At 52.3% G+C, this 15,509-nt stretch carries 12 protein-coding genes; 9 read left to right on the top strand and 3 right to left on the bottom strand.

Annotated features, from left to right (window positions below; genetic code table 11):
• Positions 1-42 precede the first annotated feature (42 nt).
• Genes ACR02O_RS17670 through ACR02O_RS17660 form a run of 3 tightly spaced genes read left to right on the top strand, consistent with a single transcriptional unit; the run spans position 43 to position 4,051 of the window.
• The gene (locus ACR02O_RS17670; protein ID WP_033157484.1) at positions 43-957 is read left to right on the top strand and encodes an AEC family transporter; all 915 of its coding nucleotides are present in this window, start codon (positions 43-45) and stop codon (positions 955-957) included.
• Positions 954-2,174, top strand: a complete 1,221-nt coding sequence (locus ACR02O_RS17665; RefSeq protein ID WP_458139399.1) for a competence/damage-inducible protein A — start codon at positions 954-956, stop codon at positions 2,172-2,174. The genes ACR02O_RS17670 and ACR02O_RS17665 overlap by 4 nt, the downstream gene beginning before the upstream one ends.
• Positions 2,165-4,051: an ATP-binding cassette domain-containing protein gene (locus tag ACR02O_RS17660; protein ID WP_494522106.1), complete on the top strand. Its 1,887-nt coding sequence runs from the start codon at positions 2,165-2,167 to the stop codon at positions 4,049-4,051. The genes ACR02O_RS17665 and ACR02O_RS17660 overlap by 10 nt, the downstream gene beginning before the upstream one ends.
• Before the next feature lie 12 nt (positions 4,052-4,063).
• Here the strand turns inward: ACR02O_RS17660 and ACR02O_RS17655 are convergent, their stop codons facing one another.
• Positions 4,064-4,471, bottom strand: a complete 408-nt coding sequence (locus ACR02O_RS17655) for a hypothetical protein (protein WP_494522105.1) — start codon at positions 4,469-4,471, stop codon at positions 4,064-4,066.
• A gap of 102 nt (positions 4,472-4,573) precedes the next feature.
• On the opposite strand from ACR02O_RS17655, the gene ACR02O_RS17650 reads away from it, so the two are divergent.
• Genes ACR02O_RS17650 through ppk2 form a run of 4 tightly spaced genes read left to right on the top strand, consistent with a single transcriptional unit; the run spans position 4,574 to position 8,524 of the window.
• Complete coding sequence (locus ACR02O_RS17650; RefSeq protein ID WP_494522104.1) at positions 4,574-5,632, top strand: bacteriohemerythrin; 1,059 nt, start codon at positions 4,574-4,576, stop codon at positions 5,630-5,632.
• A complete protein-coding gene (locus tag ACR02O_RS17645) occupies positions 5,583-6,359 on the top strand; it encodes an ATP-binding protein (protein WP_494522103.1) in 777 nt (258 codons plus the stop codon). Before ACR02O_RS17650 ends, ACR02O_RS17645 begins: the two co-directional genes overlap by 50 nt.
• Before the next feature lie 19 nt (positions 6,360-6,378).
• A complete protein-coding gene (gene nosR, locus ACR02O_RS17640) occupies positions 6,379-7,698 on the top strand; it encodes a response regulator c-di-GMP phosphodiesterase, NosR family (RefSeq protein ID WP_494522102.1) in 1,320 nt (439 codons plus the stop codon).
• 43 nt (positions 7,699-7,741) lie between these two features.
• Entirely contained in the window at positions 7,742-8,524 is a 783-nt protein-coding gene (gene ppk2 / locus ACR02O_RS17635) for a polyphosphate kinase 2 (RefSeq protein WP_458139402.1), read from the top strand.
• Between the two features lie 77 nt (positions 8,525-8,601).
• Here the strand turns inward: ppk2 and ACR02O_RS17630 are convergent, their stop codons facing one another.
• Positions 8,602-9,639, bottom strand: coding sequence for an IS110 family RNA-guided transposase (locus tag ACR02O_RS17630; protein ID WP_458138193.1), 1,038 nt, complete (start codon positions 9,637-9,639; stop codon positions 8,602-8,604).
• Positions 9,640-9,703: 64 nt separating this feature from the next.
• Positions 9,704-10,887 (bottom strand): IS3 family transposase gene (locus ACR02O_RS17625; protein ID WP_458137018.1). Its coding sequence is split into 2 segments (ribosomal slippage): positions 9,704-10,623 and positions 10,623-10,887, totalling 1,185 coding nucleotides; the frame shifts between segments, so codons are not numbered across the junction.
• Between the two features lie 667 nt (positions 10,888-11,554).
• On the opposite strand from ACR02O_RS17625, the gene ACR02O_RS17620 reads away from it, so the two are divergent.
• Positions 11,555-13,984, top strand: coding sequence for a TonB-dependent siderophore receptor (locus ACR02O_RS17620; RefSeq protein WP_494522101.1), 2,430 nt, complete (start codon positions 11,555-11,557; stop codon positions 13,982-13,984).
• A gap of 18 nt (positions 13,985-14,002) precedes the next feature.
• The gene (locus ACR02O_RS17615; RefSeq protein ID WP_319961994.1) at positions 14,003-15,184 is read left to right on the top strand and encodes a PepSY-associated TM helix domain-containing protein; all 1,182 of its coding nucleotides are present in this window, start codon (positions 14,003-14,005) and stop codon (positions 15,182-15,184) included.
• Positions 15,185-15,509 lie beyond the last annotated feature (325 nt).

Genomic DNA, 15,509 nt, shown 5'->3' with positions numbered 1-15,509 from the left:
TTAGCCGGGTGGCAGCATCGCCAGCCTGATAAAATGCGCGGCATGAATACAACCTTGATGCAAATGACCGCGCTGATGCTGTGCGGTGCCGGTTGGCGAGTATTAACCCCTAACCGCTTGACGGCGGACCAGACCCGGTTGGTATTAACCAGCGTGGTGTACTATTTTTTTATGCCGGTTATGGTGCTGGAGGTGCTGTGGCGGGCCGATATTGGTTGGCAATCGCTGCAATACTCCGCATTGGGTTTTATCAGCATCTTGTTGTCGATTTTGGCGACTTGGCTGCTTGCTAAGTTGTTTAAATTTAAAAACCCGCAAACCGGGGCGGTGATTTTGGCGGCGGCTTTTCCAAACGTCACCTATCTGGGCTTGCCGGTATTGGAGCAGATTTTCGGCGACTGGACCCGGTCTTTGGTCATTCAGATCGATTTATTTGCCGAAGCGCCGTTGGTCTATACCTTGGGTATCATGCTGGCCCGCCATTACGGCGCTAGCGGCGAACCTAAGCCAAAATCGGTGTTGGCATTTTTCAATGCGCCGCCGTTCTGGGCTGCGTTTGTCGCGGTCGTGTTAAACCTCAATCAGGTGCCGATACCGTTTTGGGTGGCCGGCTTACTGCAAAAATGTTCCGGAGCGGTCGCTCCGTTGATGATTTTTTCGTTAGGTTTGGCGCTTAGCTGGCGGGATATACGCCTGCGCAACGTACCGTTCATCGTCCCCACTGCATTAGTTAAACTAGGCTTGATGCCGCTGATTGCCTTGTGGCTGGCAAACCTGCTCAATTTGACTGGTCAACCCAGGGCGGCGGCCGTGATGGATATAGCCATGCCGAGTATGGTGATGGGCATCGTGTTATGCGACCGCTATAAGCTGGACAGCGGTTTATATGCGATGGCCGTGACGGTGACGACGGCCTTGAGTTTAGTGAGCTTACCGCTCTGGTATCGGGTGTTATGAAACAGATTGCCGAAATATTCTCGCAAGGCGAGGAAATTGTCTGCGGGCAAACCGTGGACAGCAACGCCGCCTGGCTCTCCCAGCAATTGGTTGAGTTGGGCTTTACGCTGAAACGCCACACCGCAGTGGGCGATGACGTGGACGATTTGGTGGCCTTGTTCACGGAAATTGCCGAGCGCGCCGACTGCTGTATTTGCACCGGCGGTTTGGGGCCGACTATCGACGACTTAACCGCCGAAGCAGTCAGTATCGCCAGCGGTCAGCCTTTACGATTCGACGATCAGGCCTTTGCCGACATTCAACAATATTACGCCCGCCGCAATCGCGTGATGCCGGCGGCAAATCGCAAGCAAGCTATGCTGCCGCAGTCGGCAATACGTATCGACAACGCTTACGGCACCGCGCCGGGCTTTGCCTTGCAATTCAAACGCTGCTGGTTCGTGTGTCTGCCGGGTGTGCCGTCGGAAATGAAGAATATGTTTACCTCGCTAGTTCGGCCGCAATTACTGCAGGGTTTTGAGCTACAGCCGGCGTGTTTGGTCAGCTTGCGCAGCCTAGGCATAGGCGAATCGGCCATTCAGCAATGCTTGGTGGATATTGATTTGCCAGCGGGTGTGCAACTGGGGTTTCGTGCCGCGCCCGATGAAGTGCAGACCAAACTATTGTTTCCCAGTAATTTCCCCGAGCACGAAAAGCGTGATTGCGTGGCCACCGTGGCGGACAGAATCGGCGATTACGTGTTTGCCATTGATGGCCTGGACGAAGCGCAGGGCGATCTGCTGGATGTCGTGAGCAAAGCCATGAGCCGGAAATCTTATTCGCTCGCCTTGCTGGAAACCGCCAGCCAAGGCCGGTTAGCTGCCAAATGCTTGGGATGCGACTGGCTAAGGCGCGTAGAAATCAATCTGGATTGGGGACGCAACACCGGCGCAGGCGAAGCGGGGGGCGGCGATTTACTGCCTATCGCCAAAATTTGGGCGGAACAGCTGAAAGCTCGCGAGCAAACCGATTTTGCCTTAGTTCAGCTTTTTGCCGGCAGCGCCGAAGATTACCGGGATAAGGATAAAGCCATAGTCCTTTACAATGCCTTAGCCACACCCAGCGGCGTGGTCTCGACCCAGCTAAGCGCCTATGGCGCCCTTAAAACCAAACAAAACCAGGCGGCTTTATTCGCGCTGGACTTACTCAGACGTTACCTACAAAACAAATGCCTTTAATCCGTTTAACCAATGTTTCCATCGCCTTCGGCACCCACGCGCTGCTCGATAACGCCGCCTTTCAACTCGACGCCGGCGAGCGGGTCGGCCTGCTGGGCCGCAACGGCGAAGGCAAATCCACTTTAATGAAAATTATCGCCGGCGATATTCATGCCGATCATGGCGAAATCTGGAAACAGCCGGAATTGCGTTTAGCCTGGCTGGAGCAATCGCCCAATCTGGACGAAAACGACACAATCTACGAAGCCGTCGCTGGTGGACTTGGCGAATTGGGCCGGGTGATCGCCCGTTACCATGAATTATTGAGCCATATGGATGGCAGCGAGCAATCCCTGCAAGCCCTGGGCGATGTGCAACATAAGCTGGAAGCCGACAATGGCTGGGAGTTTCAAACCCGCGTCGAAGCGGTATTGAGCAAACTGCAATTGCCGGCGGACGTGCTGGTCGGCAGTTTGTCCGGCGGCTGGAAACGTCGAGTCGCACTAGCGCGCGCTTTGGTCATCGAGCCGGAAGTGTTGTTGCTGGACGAGCCGACCAACCATTTGGATTTTGAAAGTATCACCTGGCTGGAAGAGCAAATCCTGGCCTTCCAGGGTGCGGTGATGTTTGTCACCCATGACCGGGCATTTTTACAAAAACTGGCGACGCGGATTATCGATCTGGATCGCGGGCAATTGACTTCCTGGGCCGGTAATTATCAAGACTATTTGACCCGCAAGGCGGCGGCTTTGGAAGACGAAGCCAATCAAAACGCCGAGTTCGACAAGAAGCTGGCCAAGGAAGAAGTCTGGATTCGCCAGGGCGTCAAAGCCCGGCGGACCCGCAACGAGGGACGGGTTAGAGCGCTGAAGAAATTGCGCGCCGAGCGCTCGGAACGGCGCAATACCCAGGGCACCGCTAAGCTCAGTTTGAATAAAGGCGAAGCCTCCGGCAAGAAAGTCGTCGAAGCCATTGATGTCAATTTTCAATATCAGGACAAACCCATCATCAAGGATTTTTCGCTGCGCATCGAACGCGGCGACAAGATCGGTTTAATCGGCAATAACGGTGCCGGCAAATCCACTTTATTAAAGTTGCTGCTGGGCCAATTGCAACCGACCACCGGCACGATAGAGCTGGGTACCAATCTGCAAATCGCGTATTTCGACCAATTGCGCGAACAGCTTGATCCGGAAATCTCTGTGGCTGACAGCGTGCTGGACGGCGGCGAGTTTGTCGATACGCCGGACGGCAAACGCCACGTGATGTCGTATCTGGCCGACTTTTTATTCGCGCCGGCCCGCGCTCGTTCGCCGGTGAAAAGCCTGTCAGGCGGCGAGAAAAATCGGTTGCTGCTGGCGCGCCTGTTTACCAAGACCGCCAATCTGATCGTGATGGACGAACCCACCAATGATTTGGATTTGGAAACTCTGGAGATTCTGGAAGAAAAACTGGTCGAGTATCAGGGCACTTTGCTGCTGGTGAGCCATGACCGAGAGTTTTTAGATAACGTCGTCACCAGTGTGTTGGTGTTCGAAGGCGAGGGCAGGGTGGAAGAATACATCGGCGGGTATGCCGATTGGTTTGCCCTGATGGAGCAGAACAAAAAAGCCGAAGCAGTAAAGATTGCCGAACAAGCGGTGAAAAAAGAAAAGCCCAAAACCGCGCCGGCCAAGAAACTTAGCTTTAAAGAACAACGGGAACTCGAGCAACTGCCGGCGCTGATCGAACAACTGGAAACATTGCAAACCCAGCTGACAGCGGAAATGAACGAAGCCGGTTTTTATAAGCAAAGCCCGGAGGCTGTGGCTGCCAAGCTGGCGCAATTGCAGACCGCCGAGGCCGATCTAAGTCAGGCCTATCAGCGTTGGGATGAATTGGAAGCCCTGCAGGGTTGAGCAGGTTGCTGCTTAGGGCAACAGTTCAATATTCAGCAGCGCCACCAGCGTATTAGGTTGGCCTTGTAAAAATTTGATAATCTCCATGCGGGCCACGTCTGCGGGAATGTTTCGGGTTTGCATGGCCCGCAGTATCGTCTCGAAAGCCAGACGCTGCTGCAGGCCGTTCTGGTTTTGGTCGCGCCGACAGCCGAATTCATCCATCAGCGTAGAGCCGCAGCGGCAGTTTCTGAATACTTCCACTAGAATTAAGCCATCGTCCTCAATAGCCGACCGTAACGATGAACGGCCATGGGGCATGTCTTGGGTTTCGATGAAAAACTGCTCGGCCGAGAGATATACGTAACCGCAACTGCGACAGGTTTTCGGAAACGTTGAATCCAGCAAGGCTTGTAAACCGTCGAAATCTTGAATATCCATAGCAATAAACCTGAGTCTTGAAATAACCGACAGCGTAAATGCATTGTGCCATAATGCCAAACGTCGGCAATCAGACTTGACCCTCCTGAGAATGGATCGCGGATGAGTATTTTAACGTGGAACGACCAACTATTGGTTGGTATAGAAAGTGTGGATAATCAGCATCGGCAACTGGTCGCGTTGATTAATCGCCTGGATGAACTAAACGCCTTGGGCGCGGACCTGCAAACCGTGCTGGAAACCGTCAAGCAGTTGGTCGAGTATACCGTCGAGCACTTCCAACACGAAGAGCAACTGATGATGGAGGCAGGCTTCAATCCGCGGATGCAGGACCAGCATTGCCAGCAACATCAAGAATTTATCGATAAAATGCAGCAAGTGCATGTCGAGGCGCAATCCGATGTTTCGGTCATTTCCAAGGATCTGTTGGATTTTTTGGTGGATTGGCTTTGCCACCATATTCTAAAAACCGACAAGTTGATGGCGATCAGCCTTAATCAAGGCATCGACGCCGAGCAAGTCAGTATCGATAAGGATGAACATGTCGATATTTTGCACAGCAATTTGTATTCGGCCTTGCGGGAAAGCGAAGAGCGTTTCAAGGAACTTGCCGACCATCTCCCGGCCCTGATCTGGATCACCAACGCCAAAAACCTGCCGATTTTCTGCAATCGTTTCTGGTTTAAAACCTTTCGCATCGAACGCGGTTTCGTCGACCGCCGGCAATGGCTGAACACGATACACCCCGACGATAGGGACAAGGTGGTGCAGACCTATCAGCAAGCCGCGCAGGAATTAACCAAGTTCAAGATTCAGTACCGGCTGTGTACCGAGGATGCCAAGGAAACCTGGATTCTGGAAACCGCTGTGCCCAGGATGCGCAAGAACGGTAAATTTGCCGGCTTGATGGGCTGTGGAATGGACATTAGCACCCAAAAGCAGGCGGAAACCGCTTTGCTGAAACTGAACCAACAACTGGAAGAACGGGTTCGCGAGCGCACCCAAGCGCTGACAGAAGCGAATCAGACGCTGCAGATGGAAAAAAACCAGCAAACCCTGCTCAATCAGAAACTCCAGGAAACTCAGGCACCATCTGGTGCAATCGGAAAAAATGGCCTCGATCGGCCAATTGGCCGCCGGGGTGGCGCACGAGATCAATAATCCGCTCGGTTATATTTATTCCAACCTCAACAGCCTGAAACAATACATACAAGAACTCACCAAGGCCGCCGAATTGGCTGAGCGTCTGGCCGGGCAACTGGCGGATAATCACCCGGACGTGCAAGCTTTTAAACAGTTTAAAAATACGGTCGATCTGGATTTTCTGAAAGATGACGCCGCCGACCTGGTGGAAGAGTCGCTGGAAGGCGCGACTCGCGCGAAGAAAATTGTCCAGGATTTACGCGATTTTTCCCGGATCGATAAGCAGGGCCGGGAGATGTTCGATTTGGAAGCCGGGATTGATGCCACCTTGAATATCGTCAACAACGAACTGAAATACAAGGCCGAAGTGGTGAAGGAATACGGCGGTATCAAACCTTTCGAATGCGTTGGCGCGCAGTTGAATCAGGTATTCATGAATCTATTGGTCAACGCCGCGCAAGCCATTGAAGATTTCGGCAAAATCACGGTGCGTACCGGTTATCAGGATGCCGATTGGGTTTGGGTGGACGTGGAGGATAACGGCCAAGGTATGAGCGAGGCAACCCGAATGCGGATATTCGATCCGTTTTTTACCACCAAGCCGGTCGGTAAAGGTACCGGCCTGGGCTTGTCGCTATCGTACAAAATCATCCAGGACCATCATGGTCGTATCGAGATAGATTCGGAAATAGGCCGAGGAACTCGGTTCCGGATTTATTTGCCGACCCGTAGCCCTGCCAGTTAACGATTATCGCAGCCGCGCCATGACCGAGCTATCCCCAGACCCCCAAACCGTTGCCAGTTTATTATTCGTTGATGACGAACCCAATGTCTTAAAGGCCCTGCGACGCCTGTTTCGCGGTGCGGAATATCAAGTCTATATGGCGGAGAGCGGCGCCGACGGCCTGGAGATTTTGGCGCAACAGCCTATCGATCTGATTATCTCCGACATGCGCATGCCGCAGATGGATGGGGCCGAGTTTCTCACCCGGGCGGCTGAACGTTGGCCGAATATCGTGCGAATTTTACTGACCGGCTATGCCGACATTGAATCGACCATCGCCGCCGTCAACAAAGGCAAGATCTACAGTTATTGCAGCAAGCCTTGGGAAGACAACGAACTGAAAATTCTGGTGAACAACGCGCTGGAACAAAAGCGCCTGCGCGACGAACGTCGGCAGCTGTTTGATATTATCAACCGGCAAAACCAGGAGCTGAAAGAGCTGAACGCCGGTTTGGAAGACAAGGTCGAAAAACGCACCGAGCAGTTGAGAAAGTCCTTGCAGATGATCGATCAAGCCCACGATGCCTTGAAAAAACAGTATGCCGATTCGGTTAAGGTGTTCGCCAAAACCATCGAAATGCGGCCGGGCATCAAAAGCGGACATGCCAAATATGTGGCGGAAAATGCCAGGGAAGTCGGGCGGCGGCTGGGCATGGACGCCGCCGAGCTGAAGGATTTGGTTTATGCCGGCCTGTTGCTGCAAATCGGCAAAATGAGTTTGCCGGACAGTTTGCTGACCCAGGCTTTGTTAAGCATGAACAGCCAGCAACGCAAACGCTACTTAAACCACGCTTTGGAAGGGCAAACGCTATTAAAAGGCCTGGAACCCTTGCATAACGCCGCCGAGCTCATCGCCGCCCAATACGAGCATTTCGACGGTTCCGGCCAACCTTTGGGTTGGGCGGGCGCGGAGATACCCTTGGGTACCAGGATATTGACTCTGGTGCGTGACTATATCAATTATCTGGACGGCTCGATCACCGGCACCGCGATGACAACCGAGCAAGTGAAAGAGCGGCTGCTGAGCAAAAAAGCCAAGGACTACGACCCACGGGTGGTTGATACCTTTCTGGCGCTGCTCGCCGAATCGGAAACTGTCGACGAACGGCCGATTATCGAAATTTCCTGGACCCAGTTGCAAGCAGGCATGGAAGCCGCCGAGATTATTTGTAACGACGTGTTGTATTTAAAGAATCAGGTTCTCAACGAAAAAAACGTCGAAGACATTCTTGAACTCAGGAAGCAAAAGAAAAATCTGATTTTGCGGGTGAGAATGGGCAGTGAGCGACAACGCGGTTGAATAAGCCGGAACGGTGGAAACCCTTTTAGACAGGCAGGTAAATATGAGTAAAAAGCACCCACCAAAGTCCGACAAACAGGTCTACAAAGATACCTTGCAGCAATTGCAGGTGGAACTGGTCAAGTTGCAGAATCACATCATCAAGCATGGCGACAAAATCCTGATCATCCTGGAAGGCCGCGATGCCGGCGGTAAAGACGGCACCATCAAGCGCATCATTCAACATCTTAGTCCTCGGGAAATCCGGGTGGTGGCACTGGGTAAACCGTCCGACCGCGATCTCAGTACCTGGTATTTTCAACGCTACACCCACCATTTGCCGGCCGCCCAGGAAATGGTGTTGTTCAATCGCAGTTGGTACAACCGGGCCGGCGTGGAGCGGGTGATGGGATTTTGCAACGACGACGAATACCACGAGTTCATCGAAACCGTCTCGCATTACGAACAGTTGCTGGTGCGCTCCGGCATCAAATTGCTGAAATACTATCTGGACATCAGCAAAGCCGAACAAAATGAACGCTTAAAACAACGCCAAAAAGATCCGCTGAAACAATGGAAAATCAGCCCCATCGACAAGGAAGCACAGAAACACTGGCAGCAATACAGCGAAGCCCGCAATATCATGTTTGCCAGAACCCACCATTTATCCGCGCCCTGGACTGTCGTTAGATCCGACGATAAACAAGCCGCACGGATCAATATCATCAAGGATTTATTGTTTCGTTTGGACTACAAAGGCAAGGACGAAGCGCTAGTCTTGCCGGACGCGAACATCGTGTTTAATTACGAGGAAAGTTATTTGCATAATGGCATGATTGCGCCGTGAGGCGCTTGATGGTCAGGATTTGGGTGGAGTAATGAAAAGTAGATACTCTGTTCAAAAGCAACAAATTTCATCATCTTTTACTCGGCGATGATGGATTCAGGGATGGCATAAAACCGCGTGTTATCGAACGGCTGATCGTGCTTCAACATGCCATGGATCGCATGCAGTAATTTACGCATGACGGCGCAGACGGCTTGCAAAGGTTTCTTGCCGTTGTCGATCAAATCCTGGAAATACGCTCGCACATGCGGATCGTGCTGTTTGGCACTCAAGGCCGGCATATACAACGCCGAACGAATATGCCGGTTACCGGCCTTGGATAGCCGCATTTTCTTGTGTACGCTTTTGCCCGACTCAAAGGCCTTGGGATCGAGTCCGGCAAACTTGGCCCATTCGCGATGCGACAGGTTGGGCGGCAATAGCAGTAGTTCGCCCATCAAGGCAATGGCGCTGGTTTGGGCCATGCCTTTGATGCCGGTCAACAGGTCGAATATTCGTTGCAGTTCCGGATGCTGGTCGATCAACGCCAGCGCCTCGCCAGCCAACGTATCGATGCGTTTTTCCAGCTGACTAATCGCCAATTTGGCATCGCGTAGTAGGGCCTTCGGCGTTTCCTCGGTCGCACTCAGCGCATGTAGATGATTTTTCGCGGCGGCCTTCTGACCGGTTAGCGCGTCGATACGGCGAGCATAGCCGCGCAAAGTCAGCGCTTGATTCGAAGGACGAGTCCAGGCGACGAAATCCATGCGCTCGACATATTCGGCCAAGGTGTTGGCATCGACGGCGTCGGTTTTACTGTTTTTCATCAATACCTTAGCGAAGTGATGCGAAGCCTTGGGATTGACCACCATCACAGGTACACCGGCGTCGTGTAGCGCAATAGCGAGATCGAAATGGTAAATACCGGTGGCTTCCAGACAGACCTTGATGCCGGATAATTTGATCAGCTTATTGACCAACCGGGTACGGTCGCTACGAGTGTTAGCATATTTTTGCGAATCGAACGGCTTGCCGTTCTTGCGGATCACCAGCACCAATTCATCGGCGCCCACATCCACGCCGGCAAACAGGCGAGGGATAGATTCAGCGGTGGTGTTGAGCGGGTGGTTCGTCATAATCGTTTTTGAATACAGTTAAAGGGAAGTACACTATTCACCGGTTCCCGACCCTGTGTAGTGGTCAACTTTTTTCGGACAGCCAAATAGGTTGTTGATCTGCCATTTTCATTTCATAGCCATTGGGCGGCAGGTAGCCCAGTGACGAATGCAAGCGCCGACTGTTGTAGAAATTGACGATATAGTCGGTCACGTCGCGGCTGGCTTCGGTATGGTTGGCATACTGGCGGCGCCAGACGCGCTCCATCTTCAGATTCAGAAAAAAGCGCTCCATCACCGCATTGTCCCAGCAGTTGCCCTTACGGCTCATACTGCCTTGAAAACCATGGCGTGCCAGTAAATCCCGGTATTCGTGACTGGCGTACTGGCTGCCCCGGTCGGAATGCACGATCAGGCCCGGCGGCGGTCGGCGCTGGGCGATGGCAATCTGCAAGGCCGTGCAAACCAGTTCCGCCGGCATATTCGGCGCCATGGCCCAGCCCACGATTTTGCGCGAATACAGATCCAACACCACCGCCAGATACAGCCAGCCGCTCAGGGTCCGAATATACGTGATGTCCGAGACCCAGGCACGATTAGCCTCAGTCTGTTCAAACTGGCGATCCAGCACGTTCTCGTACACCGGCAGATTGTGATTGCTGTCGGTGGTATGCACGAATTTGGGCTTCCAGATCGGCTTGAGCTGGAGTTCCTTCATCAGGCTGCGCACACGATAGCGGCCGATCTCAACGCCCTGTCCCGCCAATTCTTTACGCAGACGGCGACTGCCATAACATTGACCCGTGGCGTCAAACAGGCTCCGCAGCCGAACCCGCGTGCCGCAAAGCGCTTGCGGCTGCCGAACGCGCCGTCGGGCCGCATACAGTCCAGATCGACTGACGCCCAGCAATTGGCAGCTCTGTTGTACGGTGACGGCCTTCTCTGCTGTTAGCTGCTGAATCACTTGGTGTTTCATCGCAGTTCTCTGGCAAAGAAGGCCGAAGCCTTTTTGAGCAGTTCGTTATCCGAACGCAGTTGCCGATTTTCCTGTTCCAGCTGCCGAATCCGCTGCTGGTCCGGGGTTAACGGCTTGCCCATACCCGGCTGACCGGATTGCTCCGCCTGCACCTGCTTCAACCAGCGACGCACCGCCGTCTCACCCAGTTTGAGTTCCTGGCAAACCTGAGCCACCGTCAGTCCTTGCTCCTGGATCATCTTCACTACTTGCAGCTTGAACGCCGCATCAAAACTTCGTCTTTCTTGTTTCATTAGGTTCACCTTCTAGATTGATAGTTTATCAACCTATCTCGGTGTCCATTATTATTAGACCACTACACTGCGCATGCACCTACCTTCCTTCCTTGTGTATGCAGGCTCTAAGCCTCGGATACTCCACGGTATGGGTGAATAGGGCGGGGGCCAATCTACACGACAGGCTCTGATCAAGGATCAGTCCTCAGGATGGGACGGCCTCCCAATGAACAATCACAGCTTAATCGGTTTTTCTGCGCTGTCGGTTGTTAAAATTCATCATACAAGGGTGGGGACGACTGCATGGATGCAGGAGCTAGAGCAACGCATGGAGCAGTTGCCGAGAGCGTAGCGAAACCCATCATCAAGAGTTTATTCCCGCCTCAAATCATTTTCCAATTCCACCACGACACTCCTTATTACAGAGAACAAGCCGTATTTTTCTGGTTTCGATACGGCGAGTTGGGACTGGCTTAGTTAAAGATGGGTTTCGCTACGCTCTAACCATCCTACGATACTGCGGCAAACACCGGCCTGCATTAACGCCCACTCTCAATTTGCCGTCGCCGATTTCTCCCGATGAAAAAATTCCATGACCGCCCGATGTGGGTTTTCAAAAAGTTTCCGTCTTAACTAACACCAGCCCAATTGCTGCCGTGTAATCAGACCGAAACCAGGAGAATCCATGTCCAACGCAAAGCATTGCAAACCCGTCTCAGCCGGCAAAATCCGGCGCCATGCTGCCAAAGCCGCCTTGCTCGCGGCGCTGATCTCGCAAACCGCCCTCGGCGAAGCCGCCGGCAAACACCATTTTGACATCCCCGCCCAATCGCTGAACCAGGCCTTGCTGATGTTCGGCAGGCAAAGCCAGCAGCAACTGATGTACGGCACCGACATTGCCGACCATCTGCGCAGCCGCGCCCTACAAGGCGACTACACCGCCGACGAGGCGATCAGGATATTATTGGGTGACGCGCCGCTACAGGCCGTGACGACCGGCGAAGGGGCTATCACCTTGCAGCCGCGAGCGGCGGAACTGCACAACAATCTAGGGCCGCAGACCATGCCGGCGGTGCAGGTGGTAGGGAAGGCGGTTTATGATTCAACGGATCCATATAACCCGGATTACCGTTTGCCCAATGCTTCTACAGCAACTAAGACTGATACGCCGATTATGGAGACACCGTTCTCGGTACAGGTGGTGCCGAAACAGGTACTGGAAGATCAGCAGGTAGTGCGTTTGGATCAAGCAGTACGCAACGTCGCCGGTGTTAATACCAGTTCGTTAAATCAAGGGACCACCGACGGATTCATTATTCGCGGATTTCAAAACAATATTACGTACCGAGACGGCATGTTGTTGCCAACCATTTTGGGTGGCGGAACAACCAAGCGCGAGATGGCCAATCTTGAACGAGTAGAGGTGCTGAAAGGTCCGGGATCGATATTGTTTGGCCGTTCCGAACCGGGTGGAATTATCAATATGGTTACTAAGCAACCGCTGTCGACGCCATATTATTCGCTTCAACAACAGTTCGGTTCTTACGACTTTTACCGAACCACAATTGATGCCTCCGCGCCGCTAACCAATGACGATACCTTGCTGTACCGGTTGAACCTGTCGTACGAGAACGCGGGATCGTTCCGTGATTTTGTCGACAATGAGCGCGTGTTCATTGCGCCGGTCTTAAAATGGAATATCAGTCAGCGCACGCAAGCGACGTTTGAATTGGAATACCAACACTTTGACGAAACCAATGATCCAGGAATTACAAACATTGGCACTCGTCCAGCCAATGTACCAATTAATACCGCTTTGCACGAGCCGCTTCTGAGTAAAAACAAAGGGGACAGGGTATTAGTTGGGTTTAATTGGTCGCATGAGTTTAATGACAACTGGAAAATTAGCCATCGGTTTAACTATGAAAATTATGATTTCAGCACCATGTCTTTATTTTTTGGTGCCGCCAGTAATAACGGGGATGTTGACAGGTTTTTGAATCTTGGGCCGGAAAATGACTCCGGTCGATATTTTAATAGCTTAAATTTGTCCGGCAAAATTGATACAGCTGGCGTGCACCATCAGCTTCTGCTTGGGTTTGATCATTTTATAATTGATGATAAATTTGTTGGCAACTGCTGCCAATCCGCACCAAGTTATAATATTTTTAGTCCGTCATATTTAGCCAATGTGCCGGTGCTGGATTCCGCAAATTCATTTAAAGGCAGCTATACCCAAGACTGGTACGGTTTATATATTCAAGATCAAATTGAGTTGCCTTACCATCTGCATGCATTGGCCGGAGTTCGATACGACAGCGCTCAGGGATCAGATAACATACTTGGCAAGGTGACTTCCGATGAAGATTATCTGAGCCCAAGAGGGGGATTACTCTGGCATCCTATGAAGTGGTTATCAGTATACGGAAGTTACACTGAAAACTTCGGCCCCTCCAGCACCTTATTTAGATCTGACGGTTTAAGGCTACCCCCGCAAACAGCACAACAGTGGGAAACCGGCATCAAAACCGAGTTTTTTGACGGACGATTAAGCAGTACGATTTCCTATTTTGATCTGACAAAACAGAATATTCGCGTAGCCGGCATTCAGGCACCGCTATTTCTCCCACGTGCCGCCGGCGAAGCGGAAAGCCGTGGTGTCGAGTTCGAGCTGTCCGGCGAGATAATGCCCGGCTGGAATATGATTGCCGCATACGCCTACACGCCTTTCGCAAAAATCACCAAAGACAATGACAGTAACGGCGGCCTGGCTAATACCGGAAAGCGGTTGTTTCTCGCCCCCGAACATTCAGGTAGTTTTTGGAATACCTACGAATTTCAAACAGGTTCTTTACACGGTTTAAAGTTTGGAGCCGGGGTATCTGGTGTGGATCAGCGTCAGGGCGATGCGGATAATTCTTTTCAATTGCCTGGATATATGACAGTGGGTTTGCTAGCTAGCTATCAAATGAAGATTGGAAAAACCAAACTCACCACGCAAATCAATGCCGATAACTTATTGGATAAAGGCTATTACGGGGGCACTAACAGCGGCAACTTTATCGCAATCGGTGCACCGAGAAGTTTTATGGGGTCGATTCGTCTTGAGTATTAATTTCAGCATTTTATATTTATGTTGATACCGGCAAGAAAACACCGCCGAAAATTCTGGCTGTTCCTGCATCGTTACTTGGGTTTGTTTGCCGGGGCCATATTCGTGATTATCGGTTTGACCGGCAGTATTTTGGCTTTTGGACATGAACTGGACGAGTGGCTGAACGCGGATGTCAGGGCCATTAGCCGGCAAGCGTCCACTGGCCGGGCGCCACTGGACGCCATCGTCGCGGCGGGCATCAAAGCCCTGCCGACCGGCGCGAAAGCCATCAATCTGGATTATCCGCGGCACGAAGGTTTAGCTTTTGCGCTGTGGTTTGAGCAAACTTCGCCGGGCCGGGATTATCCGGAACGCCACCAAATCTTCATCGATCCCTACCGCGCGCAAGTTACCGGCCAACGTCTGCTAATCGATTTTCACAGGATTTGGCGCGATCCGCTGCTGGATTTCGTATTGCGGCTGCATTACTCGCTGGGTTTCGGCGAAAATGGAATGACACTGATTGGCTGGGTGGGCATTGCGATGTTGTTGTCGGTACTGGCGGGGTTGATCGTCTGGTGGCCGCTAACCGGCAAGTTTCGCTCGGCATTGACCTTAAAACCTAAAACCAGCCGTGAGCGCTTGGTTTACGACTGGCACAAGATATGTGGTGTCTACGGCAGCATCGTTTTGCTCGTGATCGTCGCGACTGGCATTTATCTGGAATTTCCCATTTATGGCCGAGGCTTGGTTGGTTTATTCTCACAGGTTGCCTCGCCGTGGCCGGAATATGCCAGCCGACCGCCGCAGAATCTCGACACTCCCAAAACCATCAGCTTGTCCGAACTGGAACAGATCGTTGACGCAAATTGCCCCGAGGGCGACTTTCGTTACATCGTGTTCCCAAACGATGCAACCGGCAGTTACGAAGTTGGTAAACGAGCGCCCGGTGAACCGAATCGGCTTCAAGCGCAACGGCGGATTTGGATCGATCAATATAGTGGTGAGGTTCTGGCGTTACGGGACCGATCCTCACAATCCAGTGGTGATGTTTTTGTCGAATGGCTTTATCCATTACATACAGGTGAGGCATTTGGCCTAACCGGGCAGTTAATCATTCTACTAATAGGCTTCGTGCCCTTGTTGCTGTATGTCACCGGTGTAATACGTTGGCTGCAGAAATGCCGCGTCAAGCGCTTGGAGGGAGGCGGATGCCGCTAGGGCGCCCACGTACCTAGAGGTGATTTACCGCGTACTTTGAGCTGGCGCATATACAGTCCCCCAATCTTGTTTACAACAATCCATTGCGGCCAAGTCCGCGACGGTTAGACTGTGTAGGGCATTATTTTTGCGGGGAGATATGGACTTTAAGCTTAGTAGCCTGGCGTGAATGGTGTTTTGCTATTCACGAAAGCTTCGTTAGCTTGGGCGTCAACCAAAATGCTTTGCCCTCAAGGCTGTTAGCTTGATGCGAAAGGCTATCGTGGCTCGGGTCCAAGCTTAATTGCCTTGAACGCAAGGCTTTTAGCTCGATTCGCAAGGCTAT

Source organism: Methylomonas sp. PHL2-19 (genome assembly GCF_059331595.1).
This window is presented reverse-complemented; position numbering and strand designations above follow the sequence as displayed.

What these genes read in the sequence shown, in the direction of transcription:
- ppk2 (WP_458139402.1), top strand. Translation starts at nt 7,742, where the DNA reads ATGAGTAAAAAGCACCCACCAAAGTCCGACAAACAGGTCTACAAAGAT.
- ACR02O_RS17670 (WP_033157484.1), top strand. Translation starts at nt 43, where the DNA reads ATGAATACAACCTTGATGCAAATGACCGCGCTGATGCTGTGCGGTGCC.
- ACR02O_RS17650 (WP_494522104.1), top strand. Translation starts at nt 4,574, where the DNA reads ATGAGTATTTTAACGTGGAACGACCAACTATTGGTTGGTATAGAAAGT.
- ACR02O_RS17620 (WP_494522101.1), top strand. Translation starts at nt 11,555, where the DNA reads ATGTCCAACGCAAAGCATTGCAAACCCGTCTCAGCCGGCAAAATCCGG.
- ACR02O_RS17655 (WP_494522105.1), bottom strand. Translation starts at nt 4,471, where the DNA reads ATGGATATTCAAGATTTCGACGGTTTACAAGCCTTGCTGGATTCAACG.
- ACR02O_RS17630 (WP_458138193.1), bottom strand. Translation starts at nt 9,639, where the DNA reads ATGACGAACCACCCGCTCAACACCACCGCTGAATCTATCCCTCGCCTG.
- ACR02O_RS17645 (WP_494522103.1), top strand. Translation starts at nt 5,583, where the DNA reads ATGGCCTCGATCGGCCAATTGGCCGCCGGGGTGGCGCACGAGATCAAT.
- ACR02O_RS17615 (WP_319961994.1), top strand. Translation starts at nt 14,003, where the DNA reads ATGTTGATACCGGCAAGAAAACACCGCCGAAAATTCTGGCTGTTCCTG.
- ACR02O_RS17660 (WP_494522106.1), top strand. Translation starts at nt 2,165, where the DNA reads ATGCCTTTAATCCGTTTAACCAATGTTTCCATCGCCTTCGGCACCCAC.
- nosR (WP_494522102.1), top strand. Translation starts at nt 6,379, where the DNA reads ATGACCGAGCTATCCCCAGACCCCCAAACCGTTGCCAGTTTATTATTC.
- ACR02O_RS17665 (WP_458139399.1), top strand. Translation starts at nt 954, where the DNA reads ATGAAACAGATTGCCGAAATATTCTCGCAAGGCGAGGAAATTGTCTGC.